Origin of the sequence: Rathayibacter sp. AY1A5, from assembly GCF_002930875.1 — a bacterium.
GTDB lineage: Bacteria > Actinomycetota > Actinomycetes > Actinomycetales > Microbacteriaceae > Rathayibacter.
The window spans coordinates 88,156-108,714 of sequence record NZ_PSTM01000008.1 but is presented as its reverse complement, the minus strand read 5'-3'; the positions used below and the strand labels follow the sequence as shown (position 1 = coordinate 108,714).

Genomic DNA, 20,559 nt, shown 5'->3' with positions numbered 1-20,559 from the left:
ACCCGCTCCCGCTCAGCTCGCGGCGGCCGCCGCGCGGGGGCTCTCGGCGCTCGCCTCGCGGTCGAAGCGCTCGCGGCTGAAGACCTGGTCGGCTGTCGTCAGGGCGAGGCCGATCACGCCGGCCAGCTCGCCCAGGTCCGACGTGTGGATGGTCAGGTGCCGCGTGGCGAGCGGGTGGGTGCGCAGGTAGACGCGCTCGCGCAGGCCCGACATCAGCACCTCGCCGCAGTCGCCGAGCTGGCCCGAGATCACGATGGTCCGCGGGTTGAGGATGTTGACGAGGTCGGCGACCGCCTCGCCGAGGACGCGGCCGGCCTGGCGCACCGCCTGGGTGGCGCGCATGTCGCCGCGGAGCACGCGGGCCGTGACGTCGGCGACGTGCTTGATCGAGGGATCGTCGGCCGAGAGGTCGCGGACGAGGGCCCAGCCGCTCGCATACGCCTCCACGCAGCCGGCGTTGCCGCAGCGGCAGGGCAGCGGATCCGCGTCGACCGTGCCCGTGACCGCGCGGGTGTGGCCGATGTCGCCGGCCGCGCCGACGGCTCCGCGGATCGTCGCTCCGTTGAAGACGAGGCCCGAGCCGATGCCGGTGCCGAGCTTCAGGCTGATCAGGTTGTCGGAGCCGTGGTGGCGCGACTCGGCGAGGGCGCGGGCGTTCGCGTCGTTCTCGATGACGACCTGCACGCCCTCGTACGGCTCGGCGAAGTAGCCGGCGATGTCGAAGTCGTCCCAGCCGGTCATGATCGGCGGGTTGCGCACGCGCCCGGCGGCGAACTCGACCGGCCCCGGGACTCCGACGCCGATGCCGGCGACCGCGTCGCCCTGCTGGAGCCGCTCGAACGCGGCGATCACCAGCGAGAGCACGGCGTCCGGCCCCTCCCAGACGTCGACGACGCCGCTCTCGTGCCGGAGGGGGGTGCCGCGCAGGTCGCAGGCGGCGGCGACGAATCCGCTCGCCCCGATGTCGGCGGTGAGGAACACCGTGCCGACCAGGTTCATCGCGAACATGCTCGAGGGGCGCCCGCCGGTCGACTCGCCGCCGGTGGTGGGGGCGATCAGGCCGAGCTCCACGAGGGTCGCGAGGCGCTGGTTGACGGTGGAGCGGGAGAGCCCCGTCTGCTCCATCACCGCGTTGCGCGAGACCTCGCCCTGCTCGCGGAACAGCGCGAGGACGTCGGCCACGTGCGAACCGGCCTCGCCGGTGGAGTACCCCGTCATCGCTCCCCCTCTTGTCACGGTCAGCGTACATGCCTGCCGACGGGAAACCTGAAGTTCCCCGACTTTCGTATTGCGGTAACGCGAAAGCCCCGGTAGTTTTCACACACCGGCACGCAGTGGTGCCACTGATCCTCAAGGATGACGATGAACCGCACAGCACGCCGCCTCCTCCCGGTTCTCGCACCGGTCGGCGCCCTCGCACTCCTCCTCACCGGCTGCGCCTCGGGTGGCGACACGGCCGCCGGCGGCTCCGGATCGACCAAGGTCGCCGCGGTCATCAAGGGCCTCGACAACCCCTTCTTCCAGGCGATGGAGAACGGCATCGAGGACACCGCGAAGGACGACTCCGTGGACGTCTCGGTGCAGGCCGCCGCCGACATCGGCGACACCACCGGCCAGGCCGACAAGCTCACCACCGTCGCCGGCCAGGACTTCGGCTGCCTCATCGTCAACCCGATCAGCGGCACGAACCTGGTGCAGGCCCTCGCCTCCGCCACCGGCAAGACGATCGTCAACATCGACAGCCCGCTCGACCCCGACGCGGTCGAGGCCGCGAACCTCGACGTCACCACCTACATCGGCACCGACAACGAGGCCGCCGGCGGCAAGGCCGGCGACTTCCTCCTGCAGCAGCTGCCCGCCGGCTCCGAGGTCGCCGTCATCGGCGGAGTCTCGGGAGACGTCACCAGCGCCGCCCGCGTCGACGGCTTCACCGCCGCGATCGGCTCCGACCTCACCGTCGTCCAGGAGGCCGCGGCCGACTGGAAGCGCGAGGTCGCGCTGACCAAGGCGACCGACATCCTCGCCGCGAACCCCGACGTGAAGGCGTTCTTCGCCGCGAACGACGACATGGGCCTCGGCATCGTCAAGGCCGTCGAGAACGCGGGCCTCACCGGCTCCGTCCAGGTGGTCAGCGTCGACGGCAACGAGGACGCGCTGCAGTCCGTGAAGGACGGCGGCCTCACCGCCACCGTCGCCCAGTACCCCTACGCGATCGGCCAGCTCGGCGTGCAGGCGTGCGAGGCCGTCGGCGCCGGCGAGGAGATCCCCGCCGAGATCGAGTCGCCCACCGCACTCGTGACCTCCGAGACCGCGGAGCAGGCCCTCGGCGCCTTCCCCCAGCCGTTCGAGGAGTTCGACAACCCGCTCGCCGCGCTCGTCCCCAGCAAGTAGGACCTCCCGCCCATGGCAACCCAGGAAGCGACCATGACCTCAGTCACCGCCCGACCCCCGGCCAGCGCCTCCCCGCTGCTGGCGAACCTCCGTCAGCTCAGCTTCTGGGCCGAGAACGCCGCACCGATCGGGCTCGTCGCCCTGGTGATCGTGTTCTCGATCGCGACGCCGACGTTCCTCAGCCTCGGCAACATCAAGGCGATGCTCGTCGCCGCCGCGATCCTGGTCATCCTCTCGATCGGCCAGTCCTTCGTCATCACCACCGGCGGCATCGACCTCTCGATCTCGGCGACGATGACCGTCGGAGCGGTCGGCTTCGGCATCGGCTGGAGCGCCGGCTGGGGCTTCTGGCTCTCGGCGCTCGCGGCCCTGCTCTTCGCGGGGCTGATCGGAGTGATCAACGGCTTCCTGATCGCGAAGGGCAAGGTCACCGACTTCATCGCGACACTGGGCACGCTCTCGGTGGCGACCGGCCTCGCGCTGATCGTCTCCGACGGCAAGCCGATCACGGTCGGCAGCCCCGAGCTGCTCCGCCTCACCACCGGCTCGATCGGGATCATCGGCTACCCGATCATCCTGGCCGCGGTCATCGGAGTCGTCGCCTGGGTCGTCATGTTCCGCACCCGCTTCGGCCTGCACGTGCAGGCGGTCGGAGGCAACGAGGAGAGCGCGGTCGCCAACGGCATCAAGGCAGGACGCGTGCGCATCGCGGTGTACATCATCGCCGCCGTCCTCGCCGGAGTCGGCTCGCTCCTCCTCGTCGCCCGCGTCGGCGCCGCGGAGCCGGCCATCAACACGCAGTACCTGCTCAACTCCATCGCGGCCGTCGTGCTCGGCGGAGTGAGCCTCACCGGCGGCAAGGCCAAGATCGTCGGCCCGATCATCGGAGCGTTCCTCCTGACCGCGCTGACCAACGGCCTGACCCTGCTCGGCGTCTCGCAGTTCTACCAGCCCCTCGCCGTCGGCCTGGTGGTCGTGCTCGCCGCCCTCATCACCCGCTACCAGAAGAAGTGAGCCCAGCCATGACCAGCGACATCCTGCTCGAAGCGCGGGACATCAAGAAGTCCTTCGGCGGCGTCCACGCTCTCAAGGGAGCGTCGATGTCGATGCGCCGCGGCGAGATCACCGCCCTGATCGGCGACAACGGCGCGGGAAAGTCCACCCTCGTCCGCTGCCTCTCCGGAGTGCACCCCGCCGACTCCGGCACCATCACCCTCGACGACGACGTGGTGCACTTCACCACTCCGCTCGGCGCCCGGGACGGCGGCATCGAGACGGTGCACCAGACCCTCGCCCTGGTCGAGGACCTGACCGTGTGGCAGAACTTCTTCCTCGGCCGGGAGCTCACCAAGGGCGTGCCCGGGGTGCGGTTCCTCGACCGGACGCAGATGAAGAAGACGGCCCAGGAGCTGCTCGGCGACCTCGCCGTGAACGTCCCGCCGGTCACCAGCAAGGTCCGCCGCCTCTCGGGCGGCCAGCGCCAGGCCGTCGCGATCGCCCGGGCCGCGGGCTGGGGCAGCAAGATCGTGATCATGGACGAGCCGACCGCGGCGCTCGGCGTTCAGGAGACGGCGCGCGTCGAGAAGATCATCCTCAAACTGCGCGACGCCGGAGTGGCCGTGCTGCTGATCAGCCACAACTTCGACCAGGTGATGCGCCTGAGCGACCAGGTGTGGGTGATGCGCGCGGGCCTCGCCGTCGCCGGCCGCCGCACCGCCGAGACCAGCGGCGACGAGCTCGTCTCGCTGATCACGGGCGCGAAGGCCGCCTGATGCACCCCGAGTTCCTGCACCGCGGGAGCACGGAGCGCTCGTCGCCGATCGGGGTCCACGCGGGCCTGCTCGTCGGCGACTGGACGCCGGAGTCGGGGCGCCGCGCGATCGGCGCCGCCGCCTCGATCGGCTTCGACCTGATCGAGATCCCGGCTCCCGCCGACCCCGACGCCTCCGCGTGGACCGCCGACCTGCTCGACGAGCACGGGATCGACGCGGTCGTCTCGCTCGCGCTGGACGCCGACTCCGACATCACCGACCAGGCCACGGCCGGCGTCGGCGAGGAGCGGCTGCTGGCGGCCGTGCGGTTCGCCGAGGCGATCGGCGCGCGGTACGTCGGCGGAGTCACCTACTCGGCCATGCGCAAGTACGAGCACGCGGCCGACGCGGCTGCCCGCTCGCGCTCGCTCGACGTGCTGCGGAGGGTCGCCGCGGCCGCCGCTCCCGCCGGCGTCGTCGTCGGAGCGGAGTACGTGAACCGCTACGAGAGCAACCTGCTGAACACGGCCGCCCAGACCGCCGCGTTCCTCCGCGAGCTCGACGCGCCGAACGTGCTCCTGCACCTCGACACGTTCCACGCCCACCTCGAGGAGGTCGACCTCGCGAGCGCCGTCCGCGACGCCGGCGACCTGCTCGGCTACCTCCACGCCTCCGAGAACCACCGCGGAGAGCCGGGCACCGGGAGCACCGACTGGACCGGGCTCGCGGCGGCGCTCGCCGACTCCGGCTACCGCGGTCCGCTCACCCTCGAGAGCTTCTCGCCCGCCGTCCAGCCCCCGGCCTCGGCCGAGGGCATGGGTCTCTGGCGCGAGCTCTGGCACGACCCCGTCGCCCTCGCGACCTCCGGCCACGCGTTCCTCGCGGACCTGCTCGACACCGACCCCGCGGCCCGACGCCGCCCCTGAACCTCTCGAACCAAGGAGCACCACCATGACCACGAACCCTCTCGGAGTGCACGCCCTCGTCTTCGCCGGCGGCACCACCCCCGACGAAGTGACCGCGACGATCGAGCAGACCAAGGCGGCCGGATTCGACCTGCTGGAGCTCTCGCTGCACGACGTGCAGAACCTCGACACCGCCTCCGCCCGCGCCGCACTCGAGGCGAACGACCTCGGCATCGTCTGCTCGCGCGGCCTCGCCTTCTCGGCCGACGTCTCCAGCGACGACCCGGAGGTGGTGGCCCGCGGCGCGAAGCTGCTCGCCGACTCCCTCGAGACCACCCACGCGCTCGGCGGCACCCACTTCACCGGCGCCCTCTACAGCGCGCTCGGGAAGTACAGCGCGCCCCTCTCGGCCGCGGGCCGCGCGAACGTCGTCTCGGTGCTGACCGACCTCGCCGCCGAGGCTGCGACGAAGGGCATGACCCTCGGCCTCGAGATCTGCAACCGCTACGAGACCAATGTCATCAACACCGCCGCGGACGCCCTGCGCCTCGCCGACGACATCGGCGCCGACAACGTCCTGATCCACCTGGACACGTACCACATGAACATCGAGGAGGACGACTTCTTCCGCCCGGTGCTGCTGGTCGGGGATCGTCTCGGGTATGTCCACATCGGCGAGAACCACCGCGGCTACCTCGGCAGCGGCCACCTCGACTTCACGACGTTCTTCCACGCCCTCGCCGCGATCGACTACCGCGGACCCATCACCTTCGAGTCCTTCTCGTCGGCCGTCGTCTCGCCGACCCTCTCGAACGACCTGGCCGTGTGGCGGAACCTCTGGAACGACGGCCCCGCGCTCGCTCGCCACGCCCACGGCTTCCTGGTGAACGCGCTGGAAAGCAGCCGTGGCGAGGCCTGAGACCGAGGTCGCGCCCGACGCGGTGCGGCCCGGCCTCGACGAGCTGGCCGGGCGCGCGCTCGCGCTGACCTCGCCCGGCCGCCGCGCGATCGTCGCGATCGCCGGCAGCCCCGGGGCCGGCAAGACCACGCTCGCCCGGGCCGTGGTCGCCCGCGCGAACGAGCTCGCGGGGGAGGGGACCGCCGCCTTCGTGCCGATGGACGGCTTCCACCTCGCCAACGCCACGCTCGACGAGCTCGGCCGCCACGACCGCAAGGGCGCCCTCGACACGTTCGACGGCTGGGGCTTCCTCGCCCTGGTGCGGAGGCTGCGCGCCGAGACCGACCACGTCGTCTACGCGCCCACCTTCGAGCGCACCGTCGACGAGGGAGTGGCCGGCGCGCTGGCCGTGCACCCCTCCGCGTCGCTCGTCGTGCTGGAGGGCAACTACCTCCTCGTCGACGAGGGCCCGTGGGCGCTGCTGCGCGCCGAGTTCGACGAGGCCTGGTTCTGCGCGACTCCCGAGACCGAGCGCTTCGAGCGCCTGGTCGACCGCCACGTCTCCTTCGGCCGCGCCCCCGAGGCGGCCTCCGCCTGGGCCTCCGAGGTCGACGGGCGGAACGCGCTGCTGATCGAGGCCACTCGCGACCGCGCCGACCTGATCGTGTCGGGGACGGCGGCGGGGGTGGTCTGACGCCCGATGTGGCGGAGGAGCGGTCCGCTTCGGGGCGCGACGTGGGCTCTCGGGCGTGTCCGGCCGGTCGATCGGTGGGACGACGGAGGACCCGTCGCCCGGCGGATGCGGTCTCGAGGGGTCGGTGTCAGGCTCAAGGGATGGACGACTCGACACGGAACTCCTCGGAACAGCCCGCTCCCACCACCCCGCCGGCCGCTGCGCCCCCCGGAGCCGGGCAGCCGCCCCTCCCCGTCGCTCTCCTCCTCCTGCTGCGGCGGAGCGACGGGCGGCCCGCGGCTTCGTCGGGCGCTCTCGACACCGTCCTGGCCGCCTCCGTCCTCGCAGAGCTCTCCCTCCAGCGGCGCGTCGAGGTGGACGCCGGAGCCGTCGCCCTCGGGCCGGAGCGGTCGGCGCTCGGGGACGCCGTGCTCGACGGGGCACTCGGGTGGATCGCAGCGGAGCGCGCACCGCGCAGCGTCTCCTGGTGGATCGCCCGCCTCACTCGGAGGGAGCTGCATGCCGCCCTCCTCGAGCGGGTCGCCGCCGTGGAGCCGGTGGAGGACGAGCGGCTGCGGATCCGGGTCGCCGAGGTCCTCGCGGCTCGGACGGCGCCCCTTCCGTCGGACGCGGCGCTCATCGGCCTGCTCGACGCGGCCGGAGCGCTCTCGCCGAGGCCCGGCATTCCGGACCGGCAGGCGATCCGGTCGCTCGCGGCGCAGCACTGGGCAGGGCCGGCGGCCGCCGCCGTCCTCGCGGGAACCGCCGCGAGCGTCACGGGAGCCGCGGTGATCGCGGCGACGACGACGGTCACGATCACCGGCATGTGATCCGATGCGTGCGACTCGCTGAAGCCGCGCGCCCCTACTCCGCCGGGTAGTCGGGCGCGACGAAGACGCAGAACGGGTGGCCGGCCGGATCGGCGAGGACGTGGAGCGCCTCCTCCGGGTCCTCGCTCCTGTCCTCGATCAGCTCGGCGCCGAGGGTGAGCGCCCGGGTCTTCTGCCGGTCGAGCTCGTCGGCGTCCGCGACCATGAAGTCGAGGTGCAGCTGCTGCGGGACGGGCCCCTCCGGCCAGGTCGCGCGCGGCAGGGCGGCCACCCGCTGGAACGTGAGCTTCGCGCCGTCGGCGGTGACGATCGCGACCCACTCCGCCTCGTCGTCCGAGCCGTCCGCGGGCGGCTCGTCGCCGGGGCGGTACTCGCCGCCGAGCAGGGCGAGGTAGAAGGCGGAGAGGGCGCGGGCGTCCTCCGTGTCGAGGACGACCTGGCGCAGGCGCATGCGGGCAGGGTACCGCCGGACGAGCACTGGAGGGGGATCACGTGCTGTGCGGGACGGCTGCGGCGGGCCGGATGTCCGCGGGTCGCGGCCCGACGTCGGCTGAGAAGGGGCTCCCTGCCCCGACACGGCGGGCCGCGTCTCAGCGGAGGTCGTGCAGCTCTCTCGCTCCCGACCGCGCCGCCCTGCCACTCCGCGCCCGCTTCCTCAACCCCTCCCGGCTCCCGGCCTCGCGCCAGGGCCCGGCGCGTACTGTGGCCGCTGACTCACGACGGCTACGAGGGAGACACCATGACGGAGCAGATCGGAATCCCCGAGGCCGCGGCACTGGGGAGCGAGCGGCGGAGCATCGCGATCCTCGGAGCGGGCGGCGACCTCACCGAGCGGCTGCTGCTGCCGGGCCTGGGCCGGGTGGCCGAGCTCGCGCGCGACCTCGAGCTCACGCTGATCGGCGCGGCGCGCACGCCGCAGACCGACGAGGAGTGGCAGGGCCTCGTCCGCCGCAGCCTCGAGGCGGCCGGAGTCGCCCCGCACACGGTCGAGGCGCTCGCGTCGCGCGCGCGCTTCGTCGCCACCGACGCCTCCGACCCGGAGCAGCTGAAGGCCCTCCTCGACGCCTGCCCGACGACCCCGGTGCTCTACGTCGCCCTGCCGCCGGCAATGGGGCACAAGGTCGCCGCCTCGCTCGCCGAGCTCGACCTCCCCGAGGAGCTGGTCGTCGCCATCGAGAAGCCGTTCGGCGAGGACCTCGACGACGCGATCGCCCTCAACGCGGCGTTCGCGAAGGTCCTCCCCGAGAGCCGCCTCTGGCGCATCGACCACTTCCTCGGCAACGCGACCGTGCTCGGGATGCTGGGCCTGCGCTTCGGCAACAGCCTGCTCGAGGCGAGCTGGAGCGCCGAGTGGATCGAGAAGGTCGAGATCGTCTACGACGAGACGCTCGGCATCGAGGGCCGTGCGGCCTTCTACGAGAAGACCGGCGCGCTGCGCGACATGCTGCAGAGCCACCTCCTGATGGTGCTCGCGCTGACCACGATGGAGCGCCCCGACGAGGTCGCGCCCGACGAGGTCCACGCGCGCATGGCCGAGGTGCTCGGCGCCGTGCGGCTCTGGCGCGACGACCCCTCCTCCGCCCGCCGAGCCCGCTACACCGAGGGCCGCGTCGACGGCCGCTTCTTCCCCTCCTACGTCGACGAGCCCGACGTCGACCCCGAGACCGGCACCGAGACCCTCGCGCAGCTGCTGCTCCAGGTCGACACCCCGCGCTGGGCGGGCGTCCCCTTCGTCCTCCGCTCCGGCAAGGCGATCGGCGACCCGCGCCGAGAGGTGGCGATCCACTTCCGCGCCGCCACGCCCCCGCGCGGCCTGCAGGCGGCCGAGGGCGACGCCGGGACGGTCCTCCGGATCGGCCTCAAGGGCGGCGACGTCAGCCTCGACCTGGTCGTGAACAGCGCCGACGAGCTGACCGACCTCGAGCGCACCACCCTGACGGCGCAGCCCGGCGCGGCCACGCTCGACCCCTACGCGCAGGTCCTCGCCGGGATCCTGCAGGGCGACACCCTGCTCTCGGTCCCCGGCGATGTGGCCGAGCAGTGCTGGCGCATCATCACTCCGGTGCTCTCCGCCTGGGCCGCGGGTGACGCTCCGCTGGACGAGTACGAGGCGGGGAGCGCGGGGCCCGAGGGCTGGTGAGCTCGCGGTGAGGCGGGCGGGCTGAGGCGGGGGCGCGTGGCGTGATGCGGGGTCGGGTCCGCCGACGCCGGTCGCGTCGCCTCCCGCCCGGCTCCGCTGCTGGCCGTCCCGCTGGTCGACCCGTCCCGCCGGTCGACCCTCCTGCCGGTCGACCTTGCCGCCCTTTGACCCTCCCGCTCGTTGACCCTCCCGCTCGTTGACCCTCCCGCCGGGGGAGACGGGATGCTGGAGGCATGTTGGGCATCGGGGAGTACGCAGGCATCACGGGTCTGAGCGTGAAGGCGCTCCGGCACTACGACGAGAAGGGCGTGCTGGTCCCGGCGGAGGTCGACGAGCGGTCGTCGTACCGCCGGTACGCCGACGTGCAGGTCCGGGTCGGAGTCGTGATCGGCGCGCTCCGGAGCGCAGGGGTGCCGCTGCCCGAGGTCGCGGCGGCGACTCGAGCCGGCACCGCGGCGGAGGCGCTGCAGGCGCACAGGGAGCGCGTGCTCGCGGAGCGGGAGCAGGAGGACCGGGCGTTCGAGGCCGCCGAGGTGGCGCTGCGGGCGCTCGCCGTGCCGGTCGAGGTCGCCGAACGGACGATGCCGGCGCAGCCCTACATCGGCCAGGTCCTCACGATCGCGCTGGACGAGGCCGACGGGCCGGGCGACGACGAGGCGAACGAGATCTTCGGCGCGCTCGCCACCCGAGTGCACGCGGCAGGGCTCGGGCCGACGGGACGTTTCTGGACGGCGCTCCGGGCGGGCGAGCCGGGTTCGGCGGAGCTCGTCTGCTGCTGGCCGACGTCGGCGGAGGCGGAGGGCGACCTCGCCGATCTCGCCGCGATCCTCCCGGCGCGCACCGAGCTGGTCGCCACCTGGCGCCCCCGCGACGGGGAGGAACTGCCCGAGGGGACCCTGCATCCGGCGATCGTCGCGCTCTTCGACGCCGCCGGAGACCGCGGCCTGCGGCTCGACGGGGTCGAGGTGCGGCAGACGGTGCTGGGGGAGGGGCCGGAGGACGTGGCGGTCGAGGTGTCGCTGACGGTCGCGGGGTGAGGGAGGCCGGGGCGTGCCTCAGGTGGGCCGGGTGCCAGCGCTCGAGGACCGGCTCGGCAGGACCGGCTCCTCAGGACCGAGCGGAGGCGGGTGTGGCGCCGTCCGGCCGATCCCGCGCCACTTCGTGCCGCGGTCCGGGCCGTCTCCGTAGGCTCCGACGCATGACGAGCGGAGTCGAGGCCGGAGTCCATCGCGGTGACGAGCGGACGGTCCTCGACCGCCCGTGGTTCGCGGTCGCGGCCTCCCTGGTCTTCGCCTTCGGCTGGCTGGTGATCCCCGGCGTCGGCTGGCTGATCGGCGCCGTCGCCGTTCTCTGCAGTTCGGCGTGGACGCGGTCCGAGAAGGGATCGGCGCTGGCGATCCCGCTGGTCGCGGCCGCTCTGGTCGGCAGCGGGGTCGGGCTCTTCTACGGTCTGCACGGCGCGCCGAGCTCCAGCCTGACGACGTGGACGGCGGTGGGTGCCGGGATGCTGGCGGGAGGCGCGGCGACTGCGCTTCTGGGGGTCCGACTGTGCGCTCGGGCACTCCGCCGGCCGGAGGAGTCCGCTGGGGGCTCGCTCTCGGCAGCTGCCCCGGCCTCGGGCGCGCACGACGTCGGCTGAGAGGAGGGGCGTGGGCTCCTGAGGGAGGCCGCCCTGTCTCAGCGGAGGTTGTGCGGCCGCTCGCCGGCCTTGCTCGCGTCGTAGCGGAGCCGCACCAGCTCAGAGCCCGGCAGAACCGTCGCGTCGAGGAGGCGCAGCCCGTGCTGCGGCGCCCCGGAGTAGAGCGGCGTCCCGCCGCCCGCGAGTCCGGCGCCGACGAGGACGATCAGCTCGTCCACCAGGCCCTGCTCGAGGAGCGGGTTCCAGGTGGTGCCGCTGCCGAACATCAGCAGGTCGCCCCCGTCGGCCTGCTTGAGCCGTCCGATCTCGGCCGGACCCTGCTCCCGCGGCGCGATCCGCGTCGTGGCGGCCCACGGCGCCTCCGGATCGGGAGCCAGGGAGTCGCTGATCACCAGCGCGTCGAGCGACGTGACCAGCCGCGCGGTCTCGTGCTCCCGCTCACCCGCCGTCCCGTCCGCGGCGACGGCGCTCCAGCTGTCCCAGTTGTCGCGGAACCAGCGGCCGCCGTAGACGAGCGTGCCCGCGCGGCGCAGCAGCTCGAGGTTGTTGTCGTTGAACGCGTCCTCGAACGGCAGCGCCGAGAGGTCGTGCCCGGGCCCCTCGAAGCGGCCGTCGAGCGACGTGAGGACGGAGACGACGAGCCTGCTCATGCGGGGGATGCTACTCAGGAGGGGGTGCCGGGTGAAGGGGTGCGGAGGGCCGCGAGCCGGAGGAACAGCGGCGGGGGCAACTCATCCGGCAGGGGTGTCCGAGAAGCGTTGGCAGCGGTGTTCCCGATCACGTTTCGATACGCGGCTGGATAGTGTCGAGCCGGGAAAAGGCGTCTACGGGGAACAGGTACGGGTGATGGTCGAGCGACCGGAGTTGGACAGGGCGAAGGAGAGAGTCGCACGAGCTGCCGGCGATCTGAGCAAGCGTGCGCGGAGCGCTACGACGCAGGTGATGGAGCAGGCCGGCGATCTCCGCGAAGCAGCCGCCGAGAAGTTCGGCCCGCGGAGCCTCCAGTCGTACGAGGAGGTCACGGCCGAGTACAACCGCGCCTTCACGGCGATGAGCGACGACGGGCTCTCCCTCCTCCGGCAACGCGAGCGCTCCACCGACCTGATCGCTCTCGTCGAGCTCGTGGTGAACAGCATCGCCAACACGCCCAAGTCCTTCAGCAGGGACTTCGAGCAGATCGAGCTCGACAGAGCCCGGTTCCTGGACGCCGAGGAGATCGCCCGCGCGGATCTCGTCGCTGCACGGAAGTCCGCGGCGGGAGCGGGCGCCGGTGTCACCGCCGGCGCGGCGATCGCGAGCGTCGCGCCGACAGCCGCCATGTGGGTCGCCACCACGTTCGGCACCGCGTCGACCGGGACCGCGATCTCGACCCTGTCCGGTGCCGCTGCGAGCCAGGCCGCCCTGGCATGGCTCGGCGGCGGGGCCATCGCTGCCGGTGGCGGAGGGACCGTCGCGGGAGGAGCGCTGCTCGCGCTGGCCGGCCCGGTCGGCTGGAGCCTCGCAGGCGCCGCCGTCCTCACCTCGGTCGTCCTGTTCACGAAGAAGAAGTTCGAGAACCGCGAGACGAAGCACGAGATGCTCACCGCCGTGATGCGGAACATCGCGCAGGTGCAGGCGATGGACGCGCAGATCGACGACCTCCTCCAGCGCACCGCCTCTACTCGAGAGCTGCTTCTGAAGGTCTACGGCGAGGCGCTGCCGCTCTTCGGGGCGGACTTCGCGACCCTGGCTCCCGCTCAGCAGTCGCAGCTCGGCGCGCTGGTGAACATCGCGAAAGCGAGTGCGGCACTGCTGAGCGCCCGTGTGGAGCAGGCCGCCGACGATGCCTGATCTCGCCGACGTCGCCCGAAGCACTCAAGAGCAGGCCGTCGCCGCCTGGGTGGGCTACCTGAACCAGGTCCGCGTCGATCGACTCATGGGCGCCCTGAGCAGGCAGGACCAGAACCTCTCGACGGCTCTCGACCATCTGGATACGGCCCTCCTGCACATAGGCGACGTGGTCTCGTCGAACCGCGGTGGAGTGAAGGGCGCGCACGGATTCATCGCCGAGGTCGCCGAGGTCGGCATCGGCAACGCCCGTGCCGCTGTGCTCGGGGAGACCGGCGGCAACGCCTGGGTGAACGACAACGGCCCTGTCGATCTGATGCGGAACGGCCTGCTGATCCAGCAGAAGTTCTCCGCCGCCGGCGGGCGGTTCGGCCTCGGCGCGATCACGGAGCACCTCGAGAGGTACCCGGACTTCGTGAGGAACGGCGGCAGGTACCAGATCCCGAGCGACCACTTCGAGGTCATCCAGAAGCTGCATGCGATGTCCGCCGAGGATGCGGCGAAGGTCCTCTCCCGCAGCGGGGACGGCCCGTCCCTCCGCGACTGGAACCGGGTGAAGGCGTTCTTCTCGAGTGAGACGATCGACATCGCGGCACTCGAGCCCTCCCGGCTGGAGTACCGGGACGTGCAGCTCGGTGCGTACACCGACACGTTCGCGGCGGAGGAGAGAAGGATCACGGCGACCGACGAGGCCGCCCGCACGGCTGCCGTTCGGGAGAACCGGGCGACGGTGCGCCAGGGCGCTCAGGCCACCGTCGTCGCCGCCGGGATCGAAGGTGGGACCGCGTTCGTCTCCGCGGTCCTCGACAAGCGCCGCGAAGGCACGAAGCTCAAGGAGTTCTCGACCGACGACTGGAAGGACATCGCGAACGTCTCCGGTCTCGGCGCGGTGAAGGGCGGTGTCCGCGGTCTCACGATCTACTCACTCACCAATCTCACTGCGACGTCGGCCGCCACGGCGAACACGGTCACGACCGCCGCGCTGGGGATCGCGGGCCAGGCGAGCAGGCTGCGAGCGGGTGACATCTCCGAGATCGAGTTCATCGAGAACTCCGAGATCCTCTGCCTCCAGGCCGGCATCAGCGCGCTGTCCTCGGTCGTCGGGCAGGTGCTCATCCCGGTCCCCGTCCTCGGCGCCGTCATCGGCAACACCGTCGGCTCCGTCATGTTCAGCGTCGCGTCGTCCTCGCTCTCCGCCCGGGAAGAAGCGCTCATCGCCGGATATCTCGAGGACCAGCGCTCACTCGATCAACAGCTGGCCGCCGACTACGCCGATCTCCTGGCGAAGCTCGAGACGAGCATGCTGCACTTCATCGACATCCTCGACCGGGCGTTCTCTCCCGACATCGAGGTCGCACTTCTCGGGGCGATCGACCTCGCGGCCCGAGTCGGCGTGCCCTCGGAGGAGATCCTGGACACCGACGAGAAGGTGAACGCGTACTTCCTCGACTAGGTGCCTGCGGGTCGGGACGTCGTTCGTGGCGGGGGCGTTGTGCCGACCTGGTTCCACGGGTTCCGGATGGTGCTGCCGGTACGCCCGCCCCGCACCCCTCCTCACATCGCCGCCCCCAGCGCGTCCCGCAGCGTCGCCCGCGCCCGCGCGTGCCGACTCCGCACGGTCGCGGCGCGGAGGGACAGGATCTCGGCCGCCTCGGCGAGGGAGAAGCCGTCCCAGTAGACGAGGGTGATGATCTCCTGGTCGACGGGCTTCAGCTGCGCGATCGCGGCGCGGACGTCCTCGGCCGCGTCGTCGGCCGGTGCGGGCGGAGTGATGCGGAGCTCCTCCGCCAGCCGCTCGACCAGCGCGCTCCTCCGGGTGGCGGTGCGGCGCTGGCCCGAGAGCACCCGCCGGGCGACGCCGAACGCCCACATCCGCGCGCGCGTCTCGTCCTCGGGGATCGACCGCTCCTTCCGCCAGAGGATCAGGAGGGTGTCGCTGAGGAGGTCCGCGGCGTCCTCGGGGCTCGCCGTCCGCCGCGCGAAGTAGCGGAGCAGGTCCGGCGCCTCCCGCTCGACCAGGGCCGTGATCTCGGCCTCCCGGTCGCGCGCGGGGGAGCGGACGACGCTGCGCGCCATCGCAGGCGCCGCCTCGCCGGCGCTCATCACAGCTCTCCCGTGCAGTCGGTGCTGCCGCCCAGGCCGCCGTCGCCCTCGACGATCACGCCCTCGGGGATCGTGTCGAGGATGTGGTCGTCCGCCGCGGTGATCCAGGCCCGCCAGCGGATCGTCTCCTCCGAGAGGCCGGGGCCGTCGCTGTTCATGTCCGAGGCCAGCCAGGCGGGGTCGGTCGTGTAGGCGACCGCGTCGTCGTGGATCCGCTGGCCGACGCCGCTCCAGTCCTGCGCGCGCAGGTAGTCGGTCGCGGAGGTGGTGACCTCGCGGTAGTCGATCTCGCCGTTGAAGTAGTCGATCGAGCACGACACCGCTGCGCCGGAGTCGGTGGTGTAGCTGATCGGGATCGTGAAGTCGGGGACCGAGCGGACGTCGGTGCCGGCGCTGGTCGCCAGCACGAGACCCGGGACGAGGAGGACGGGAGCCGCCAGCCACCACGCCCTCGACCGCGCGGGACGGCGGGGCGCGCGTTCGCGGTTCTCGGCGATCACGCTGTGCAGGGCGGTGCGGACACCGGGCGCCCGGTCGTCGGTCGCGGGGTCGCTGCGGGAGAGCAGGTCGTCGAGTGTGCGTCGCGTCATCGGGTCCATCCTTCGTCGGTCGGGCGTCTACCGAGTACGTGGCCGGGTGGGGCCCGAGCGTTGCACGGGACCTGACGGGAGGAGTGAGCCGAGCCGGTCGCGCGCGCTCACTTCTTAGAACTCCTTCGCGAGGACCCGTCAAAAGGCGCCATATTCGGCTTCACCCCGGTCCTTTTCTCATCGGTTATGGCCCCGACAAGGGGGGCTCACTTCTCTATGGCGAGAGGGAGGCCGACCTATACGTTCATCTTCGGAAGCCCGCGGGGAATGCGTGCTCCCCTCCGGAGTCTGGGGCCTCCGCACTCGCTGCGACATCCGTGTCGTTCGTCGTGTCGACGTTTCGCTCATCTCCACGATCGACAACACGACTGAGAAGCAGAACCATGGCTTTCACGACCCTGCGGCGCCGCCACTCACGGCACCGATCGCCGTCGCGCCTCGGAATGCGGGCCGTCGTCTTCGCGACGATCGGCGCTCTCCTCGTCGGCTCGTGGGGGCTCGGCGACGTCTCCGCCTCGTCTCCCGCTCAGGCCGCGAACCAGGCGGATCCGGTCGCCGGCGACGCCCCCGCCCTTCTCCCGACGCCGGTCGCACCGACACCGCCGACAGCCCCCGAGGCCGATCCGGCACCCGCTCCGTCGGCACCCACTCCGTCAGCGTCCGCCCCGTCGGCGTCCGCCCCGCCCGCACCCGCCGAGGCCGCGGAGTCGCCGAGTGCCACGGCGGAGGAGCCCGCTCAGGACGAGCCCGATCCCGCAGCGCCCCGCAGCGCCGCGCAGACGGAGCAGCCCGTCGAGCCGACGCCCGCCGGGTCGGCGCCCGCTCCCACGGCGGCCTCGGACGACGATCAGGAGTCGGACCGCGGCCCGCCCGCGACGGCGCGAGCAGCGGGAGGCTTCTCCACGCTCGCGGCCGGCGTCGCCGAGGCCCCGCGACAGGTGTGGACGGAGACCTTCGAGCAGGGCCTGACCGCCACCCCGAGCGCGCTCACCGCCTACGCGAACGGCCGCTACACGGCCGCCACCGGCTGGTCGACCGCCACGAACTGCACCGGCGTCCTGGTCAACTACACGGCGCCCTACCCCAACTCCGCCTTCTGCCCGACCCGGCCCCTCCTCACCGTCGGCACGGGATCGTCGGCCGCACGCGAGACCCGCCGCATGGCGGACGTCCTCGGACAGGTGGCGGCCGGAGTGCCGGGGTCCACCTCCAGCAGCGCCCCGGCCAACGGCTCGAACACCGGCACGCAGGCGAACCACGCCCTGGTCGAGTACCCGTACGCCGCCATCACCGGCGGCACGACCGTCGCCCAGAGCACCGCGGGGATCGGCGTCTCCGCGCCCGCCGCCCGCTACTACGCCGTCGGCATGAACGCCGCCGGCGGGCAGTGCGGGACGAACAACGCGTCCCTCTCCCTCAACCTGGTCTCGGGCGGGTCCACCGTCCTCACAGGATTCGCGGCACCGGTCGTGCCCTGCGCCGCGACCGGCAGCGTGTTCTACACGTCCCCGACCCTCCCGCTGGTCGGCGGGCTCGGCGCGCTCGTGGATCCCGCGCTCCCCGCCTCCGCCCGCGCCGTCGCCTACACCGGCACGAGCACCGCGCTCCTCACTCCGGCGCAGATCGCCGCGGCCCAGGTGCAGCTCGTGAACACGGTCACCGGCACGGGAAGCGCCTTCGCCGTCGACGACCTCCGCGTGCTCGACGTCACCCCCGCGCTTGACGCGGCCTTCACGCAGGCCGTGCCGACCGCGACGGTGCCGACCACGCTGACCTACACGGTCACCAACACCAGCGACCTCCTCGCGAAGGCGGACTGGCGCTTCTCGACCGCTCTCCCGGCCGGCCTCGTCGTGGCCCCGACGCCGGCTGTCGGCGGGTCCTGCACCGACGTCACCGGAACGGCGTTCGCCGTGACCGCGGCCGCCGGATCCTCCTCCGTCTCGACCGTCGGCGGCGACCTCGCCGCGGGCGCGACCTCCTGCACGATCTCGGTGGACGTGGTGGCCGCCGCCGCCGGGACGTACAGCACCGGGACCACGACTCCCACCGGCCTCATCGCCTCCGCCCCCACGTCGGTGACGATCCAGGCCGCGACGACCCTCACCGTCCGGAAGAACCTGCCGGTGCGCAGCGCCACGGGCGACCAGTTCACGCTCTCGGTGCGCAGCGGCACGACGGTCCTCGCGTCGGCGACCACCACGGGCACCGCCACCGGGATCCAGGCCGCGCAGATCAGCCGCCTCACCGTGCAGTCCGGAGCGACGTACACGATCGCCGAGGCGCAGACCGCGGGCGCGGGCCTGGGGTACTCCAACAGCTACGAGTGCTCGCGCGGCGGCACGGTCATCGCCTCCGGAGCCTCCGCCGCAGGGTCGATCACGATCCCCAGCGAGGCGGGAGCGGAGGTGCTCTGCACCTTCACGAACACCGTGCAGACGCCGCGCCTGTTCTGCGACACCGGCCGCTTCTACTCCCTCACGGCGGCCGGCGCCCTGCAGCAGGCCGACATCGTCACGGGATCCCTGACCTCGATCGGCAGCTGGTCGGGGACCGCCGAGGCCAACGCGCTCGGCGTCGGCGCGAACGGCGCCTTCGCGTACGCGCTGGACCGCTCGTCCGACGCGACGGACGTCGACGCCGTCCTCAAGTGGACGCCGGAGGCGGGCTTCCAGAGGATCGCGAACAGCGCGTACACGACCGTGGCCGGCGGAGCGCAGGTGACCGGCAGCATCGTCGCCGGCGCGGTCGACCTCCGGACGGGCCGGTACCTGTTCGGCAGCTTCGCGAGCGGCCAGTTCTACATCTGGAGCTTCACGGAGGCGAACCCCGTCGCCACCCGGTTCGCCCTCGTCGGCTCCTTCCCCACCTCCGGAACCCCCAACGGCAACGGCGACATGGCGTTCGACGCTCGCGGCAACCTCTACGTCGTCGGCGCGGGCTCGGTCAACAACGCCAGCAGCGCTGCGATCTTCACCGTGCCGGCCGACGCCCTGGCCGCGGCGACCGGCGGCACCCTCCCGGTGAACACTTCGATCGCGAAGGCCGTGACGGGGACCGACGCCGCCTTCGCCAACATCAACGGCATCGCCTTCTCGCCGCGTGGAACCGTCTACCTCGCCAACGGCGACGTCGCCGCCGCGAACGGTGTCCCGGCCATCCCCGGCAGCGCGTACGAGTTCGACGCCACCACCTGGACCCGCGTCAGCGGCACGCCGCGCGTGAGCGTCAACGCCGTCGACCTCTCCGGCTGCTCCTCGCCGGCCACGATCACCGTGCAGAAGAGCGTGGTGGGCCGCCTGGCCGCGGCGGACCAGTTCCAGCTCACGGCCGCCGCCGGCTCCCCGGCGTCGCCGTTCGCCACGGCCACCACCACCGGCGCCACCACCGGCCGCCAGACCGCGCAGATCGGCCCCTTCCCCACTCCGATCAACAGCACGGTGACGGTCTCGGAGGCGATGGCCGCGGGCTCCGCCTCCCCGATCACCGCCTACACGAGCATCTACGAGTGCTACGCGGACGGCGTGCGGGTGAGCACGGGCTCGAACCCGACCGGGACGGTCACCCTCCCGAACCGGCTCGGCGTCAACGTCACCTGCACCTTCTTCAACTCCCCGCGCCCCGCCTCCACCGTGCGGATCACCAAGACGATCCGGGACGCCTCCGGCACGACCCGCCCCGGCGTGGACTGGACCGTGGGCACGACCGCGACGGCCACGGCGGGCACCGTCGCCCTGCTGCCGGAACAGTCGCCCCGCCAGCAGACGGACGCGGCGGGCCAGGCCGCCTGGATCGTCCTGTTCGGCACGGAGGCGTCGCGGGCGACGCTCACCGTCTCGGAGGTGCAGCAGACGGGCTTCGCGTTCGTCAGCGGCGCCTGCACGGTCAACGGCGCCGCCCGGGCGACCACGTTCTCGCAGTCGGGGACCGTCATCAGCGCGAGCCTCACCGGCATCGCCTCCGCGGCGGTCGTCGAGTGCTCGATCGTGAACCGGCCCACGGCCTCGCTCACGCTCGTGAAGACGGTGAGCTCCGGCAGTGCGCTGCCCAGCGACTTCACGCTCAGCGCCACCGGGCCGACCGGCGCCCTGCCCGGCCCGACCGGCCGCGCAGGCTCCGCGGGCGTGTCGGCGATCCCCGTCACCCCGGGTGCCGCCTACCGGCTCGCCGAGACCGGCGGTTCCGCGACCTATGTGCAGACCGCACCCTGGCAGTGCCGCACCGACACCGGCGCCGCCCTCACCGTGAGCGCGGCCGGAGACGTGACCCCGACGAACGGCGCCGCCGTCACCTGCACCGTGGACAACGCCAGCGCGACGATCACCCTGGTCAAGCAGGTCCTGCGCCCCCAGACCGGCTTCCAGGCGGCCGACTGGCGCGTCACCGCGACGCCCGCCGCACTGGCCGGAGCGACGCTCCCGACGGAGACCCGGGCCGGCGCGGAGTACGCCGCCGCGGGCAACCCGGCGAGCACCTTCGAGGTGCGACCGGGCCACGGCTACACGCTGTCCGAGGCGGCGACGGATCCGACCCGCCGCCTCGCGTACCAGGAACTGCGTCTCGAGCGCCTGACCGGGACGACGTGGTCCCCGGTCGCCTCGCGGACGATCACGGCCCCCACGGCCGGTCAGACCGCGGTCTACCGCTTCGTCAACGCCCCCGTGGACCCCACACGCCTGCCGCTGACCGGTGGCGCCAGCACCGACGCGTTCCTCCTGGGCGGGGGGTCGGTGCTCACTCTCGCACTCGGCCTCCTCCTCTGGGAGCGGCGCCGGAGGCTGCGAGGCCCCTCCCGGTGACGCCCCGACCGAG

At 72.7% G+C, this 20,559-nt stretch carries 18 protein-coding genes; 13 read left to right on the top strand and 5 right to left on the bottom strand.

Annotated features, from left to right (window positions below; translation table 11 throughout):
• Positions 1-12: 12 nt before the first annotated feature.
• Positions 13-1,218, bottom strand: a complete 1,206-nt coding sequence (locus tag C5B98_RS07705) for an ROK family transcriptional regulator (protein WP_104225808.1) — start codon at positions 1,216-1,218, stop codon at positions 13-15.
• A gap of 144 nt (positions 1,219-1,362) precedes the next feature.
• Here C5B98_RS07705 and C5B98_RS07700 point away from each other — a divergent pair, with 144 nt between their 5' ends.
• From C5B98_RS07700 to C5B98_RS07670, 7 genes are all read left to right on the top strand, one after another.
• A complete protein-coding gene (locus C5B98_RS07700) occupies positions 1,363-2,391 on the top strand; it encodes a substrate-binding domain-containing protein (protein ID WP_104222713.1) in 1,029 nt (342 codons plus the stop codon).
• 33 nt (positions 2,392-2,424) lie between these two features.
• Positions 2,425-3,405: an ABC transporter permease gene (locus tag C5B98_RS07695; protein WP_104222714.1), complete on the top strand. Its 981-nt coding sequence runs from the start codon at positions 2,425-2,427 to the stop codon at positions 3,403-3,405.
• 8 nt (positions 3,406-3,413) lie between these two features.
• Positions 3,414-4,163, top strand: a complete 750-nt coding sequence (locus tag C5B98_RS07690) for an ATP-binding cassette domain-containing protein (RefSeq protein WP_104327578.1) — start codon at positions 3,414-3,416, stop codon at positions 4,161-4,163.
• A complete protein-coding gene (locus C5B98_RS07685; RefSeq protein WP_104327577.1) occupies positions 4,163-5,068 on the top strand; it encodes a sugar phosphate isomerase/epimerase in 906 nt (301 codons plus the stop codon). The genes C5B98_RS07690 and C5B98_RS07685 overlap by 1 nt, the downstream gene beginning before the upstream one ends.
• A 25-nt stretch (positions 5,069-5,093) precedes the next feature.
• Entirely contained in the window at positions 5,094-5,966 is an 873-nt protein-coding gene (locus tag C5B98_RS07680; RefSeq protein ID WP_104222717.1) for a sugar phosphate isomerase/epimerase, read from the top strand.
• Entirely contained in the window at positions 5,953-6,639 is a 687-nt protein-coding gene (locus C5B98_RS07675) for a nucleoside/nucleotide kinase family protein (RefSeq protein WP_208543338.1), read from the top strand. The genes C5B98_RS07680 and C5B98_RS07675 overlap by 14 nt, the downstream gene beginning before the upstream one ends.
• Before the next feature lie 140 nt (positions 6,640-6,779).
• Positions 6,780-7,448 (top strand): GPP34 family phosphoprotein, encoded by a 669-nt coding sequence (locus C5B98_RS07670; RefSeq protein WP_104327576.1) that lies wholly within the window; start codon positions 6,780-6,782, stop codon positions 7,446-7,448.
• 34 nt (positions 7,449-7,482) lie between these two features.
• Here C5B98_RS07670 and C5B98_RS07665 read toward each other — a convergent pair whose 3' ends face one another.
• Positions 7,483-7,899, bottom strand: coding sequence for a VOC family protein (locus tag C5B98_RS07665; RefSeq protein WP_104273387.1), 417 nt, complete (start codon positions 7,897-7,899; stop codon positions 7,483-7,485).
• Positions 7,900-8,187: 288 nt separating this feature from the next.
• Here C5B98_RS07665 and C5B98_RS07660 point away from each other — a divergent pair, with 288 nt between their 5' ends.
• The 3 genes from C5B98_RS07660 to C5B98_RS07650 all read left to right on the top strand — a co-directional run bounded on the left by C5B98_RS07660 (position 8,188) and on the right by C5B98_RS07650 (position 11,227).
• Positions 8,188-9,588, top strand: a complete 1,401-nt coding sequence (locus C5B98_RS07660) for a glucose-6-phosphate dehydrogenase (RefSeq protein WP_104273386.1) — start codon at positions 8,188-8,190, stop codon at positions 9,586-9,588.
• Between the two features lie 233 nt (positions 9,589-9,821).
• Complete coding sequence (locus C5B98_RS07655; protein ID WP_104327575.1) at positions 9,822-10,625, top strand: MerR family transcriptional regulator; 804 nt, start codon at positions 9,822-9,824, stop codon at positions 10,623-10,625.
• A 161-nt stretch (positions 10,626-10,786) separates the two neighbouring features.
• Complete coding sequence (locus tag C5B98_RS07650; protein WP_104327574.1) at positions 10,787-11,227, top strand: hypothetical protein; 441 nt, start codon at positions 10,787-10,789, stop codon at positions 11,225-11,227.
• Between the two features lie 38 nt (positions 11,228-11,265).
• Here the strand turns inward: C5B98_RS07650 and C5B98_RS07645 are convergent, their stop codons facing one another.
• Positions 11,266-11,877 (bottom strand): dihydrofolate reductase family protein, encoded by a 612-nt coding sequence (locus C5B98_RS07645; protein WP_104327573.1) that lies wholly within the window; start codon positions 11,875-11,877, stop codon positions 11,266-11,268.
• Positions 11,878-12,169: 292 nt separating this feature from the next.
• On the opposite strand from C5B98_RS07645, the gene C5B98_RS07640 reads away from it, so the two are divergent.
• Together C5B98_RS07640 and C5B98_RS07635 are read left to right on the top strand one after the other, a co-directional pair.
• The gene (locus tag C5B98_RS07640) at positions 12,170-13,057 is read left to right on the top strand and encodes a hypothetical protein (protein ID WP_219814438.1); all 888 of its coding nucleotides are present in this window, start codon (positions 12,170-12,172) and stop codon (positions 13,055-13,057) included.
• Positions 13,050-14,507, top strand: a complete 1,458-nt coding sequence (locus C5B98_RS07635) for a hypothetical protein (RefSeq protein WP_104327571.1) — start codon at positions 13,050-13,052, stop codon at positions 14,505-14,507. The genes C5B98_RS07640 and C5B98_RS07635 overlap by 8 nt, the downstream gene beginning before the upstream one ends.
• A gap of 101 nt (positions 14,508-14,608) precedes the next feature.
• Here the strand turns inward: C5B98_RS07635 and C5B98_RS07630 are convergent, their stop codons facing one another.
• A complete protein-coding gene (locus C5B98_RS07630; protein ID WP_219814437.1) occupies positions 14,609-15,157 on the bottom strand; it encodes an RNA polymerase sigma factor in 549 nt (182 codons plus the stop codon).
• Positions 15,157-15,747 (bottom strand): hypothetical protein, encoded by a 591-nt coding sequence (locus C5B98_RS07625; protein ID WP_104327570.1) that lies wholly within the window; start codon positions 15,745-15,747, stop codon positions 15,157-15,159. Before C5B98_RS07625 ends, C5B98_RS07630 begins: the two co-directional genes overlap by 1 nt.
• 383 nt (positions 15,748-16,130) lie before the next feature.
• Between C5B98_RS07625 and C5B98_RS07620 the strand changes: the two genes are divergently transcribed.
• The gene (locus C5B98_RS07620; RefSeq protein WP_146076905.1) at positions 16,131-20,546 is read left to right on the top strand and encodes an LPXTG cell wall anchor domain-containing protein; all 4,416 of its coding nucleotides are present in this window, start codon (positions 16,131-16,133) and stop codon (positions 20,544-20,546) included.
• Positions 20,547-20,559: the final 13 nt, after the last annotated feature.

What these genes read in the sequence shown, in the direction of transcription:
- C5B98_RS07635 (WP_104327571.1), top strand. Translation starts at nt 13,050, where the DNA reads ATGCCTGATCTCGCCGACGTCGCCCGAAGCACTCAAGAGCAGGCCGTC.
- C5B98_RS07700 (WP_104222713.1), top strand. Translation starts at nt 1,363, where the DNA reads ATGAACCGCACAGCACGCCGCCTCCTCCCGGTTCTCGCACCGGTCGGC.
- C5B98_RS07655 (WP_104327575.1), top strand. Translation starts at nt 9,822, where the DNA reads ATGTTGGGCATCGGGGAGTACGCAGGCATCACGGGTCTGAGCGTGAAG.
- C5B98_RS07705 (WP_104225808.1), bottom strand. Translation starts at nt 1,218, where the DNA reads ATGACGGGGTACTCCACCGGCGAGGCCGGTTCGCACGTGGCCGACGTC.
- C5B98_RS07665 (WP_104273387.1), bottom strand. Translation starts at nt 7,899, where the DNA reads ATGCGCCTGCGCCAGGTCGTCCTCGACACGGAGGACGCCCGCGCCCTC.
- C5B98_RS07640 (WP_219814438.1), top strand. Translation starts at nt 12,170, where the DNA reads ATGGAGCAGGCCGGCGATCTCCGCGAAGCAGCCGCCGAGAAGTTCGGC.
- C5B98_RS07620 (WP_146076905.1), top strand. Translation starts at nt 16,131, where the DNA reads ATGGCTTTCACGACCCTGCGGCGCCGCCACTCACGGCACCGATCGCCG.
- C5B98_RS07630 (WP_219814437.1), bottom strand. Translation starts at nt 15,157, where the DNA reads ATGAGCGCCGGCGAGGCGGCGCCTGCGATGGCGCGCAGCGTCGTCCGC.
- C5B98_RS07660 (WP_104273386.1), top strand. Translation starts at nt 8,188, where the DNA reads ATGACGGAGCAGATCGGAATCCCCGAGGCCGCGGCACTGGGGAGCGAG.
- C5B98_RS07685 (WP_104327577.1), top strand. Translation starts at nt 4,163, where the DNA reads ATGCACCCCGAGTTCCTGCACCGCGGGAGCACGGAGCGCTCGTCGCCG.
- C5B98_RS07680 (WP_104222717.1), top strand. Translation starts at nt 5,094, where the DNA reads ATGACCACGAACCCTCTCGGAGTGCACGCCCTCGTCTTCGCCGGCGGC.
- C5B98_RS07695 (WP_104222714.1), top strand. Translation starts at nt 2,425, where the DNA reads ATGACCTCAGTCACCGCCCGACCCCCGGCCAGCGCCTCCCCGCTGCTG.
- C5B98_RS07650 (WP_104327574.1), top strand. Translation starts at nt 10,787, where the DNA reads ATGACGAGCGGAGTCGAGGCCGGAGTCCATCGCGGTGACGAGCGGACG.
- C5B98_RS07670 (WP_104327576.1), top strand. Translation starts at nt 6,780, where the DNA reads ATGGACGACTCGACACGGAACTCCTCGGAACAGCCCGCTCCCACCACC.
- C5B98_RS07690 (WP_104327578.1), top strand. Translation starts at nt 3,414, where the DNA reads ATGACCAGCGACATCCTGCTCGAAGCGCGGGACATCAAGAAGTCCTTC.
- C5B98_RS07645 (WP_104327573.1), bottom strand. Translation starts at nt 11,877, where the DNA reads ATGAGCAGGCTCGTCGTCTCCGTCCTCACGTCGCTCGACGGCCGCTTC.
- C5B98_RS07625 (WP_104327570.1), bottom strand. Translation starts at nt 15,747, where the DNA reads ATGACGCGACGCACACTCGACGACCTGCTCTCCCGCAGCGACCCCGCG.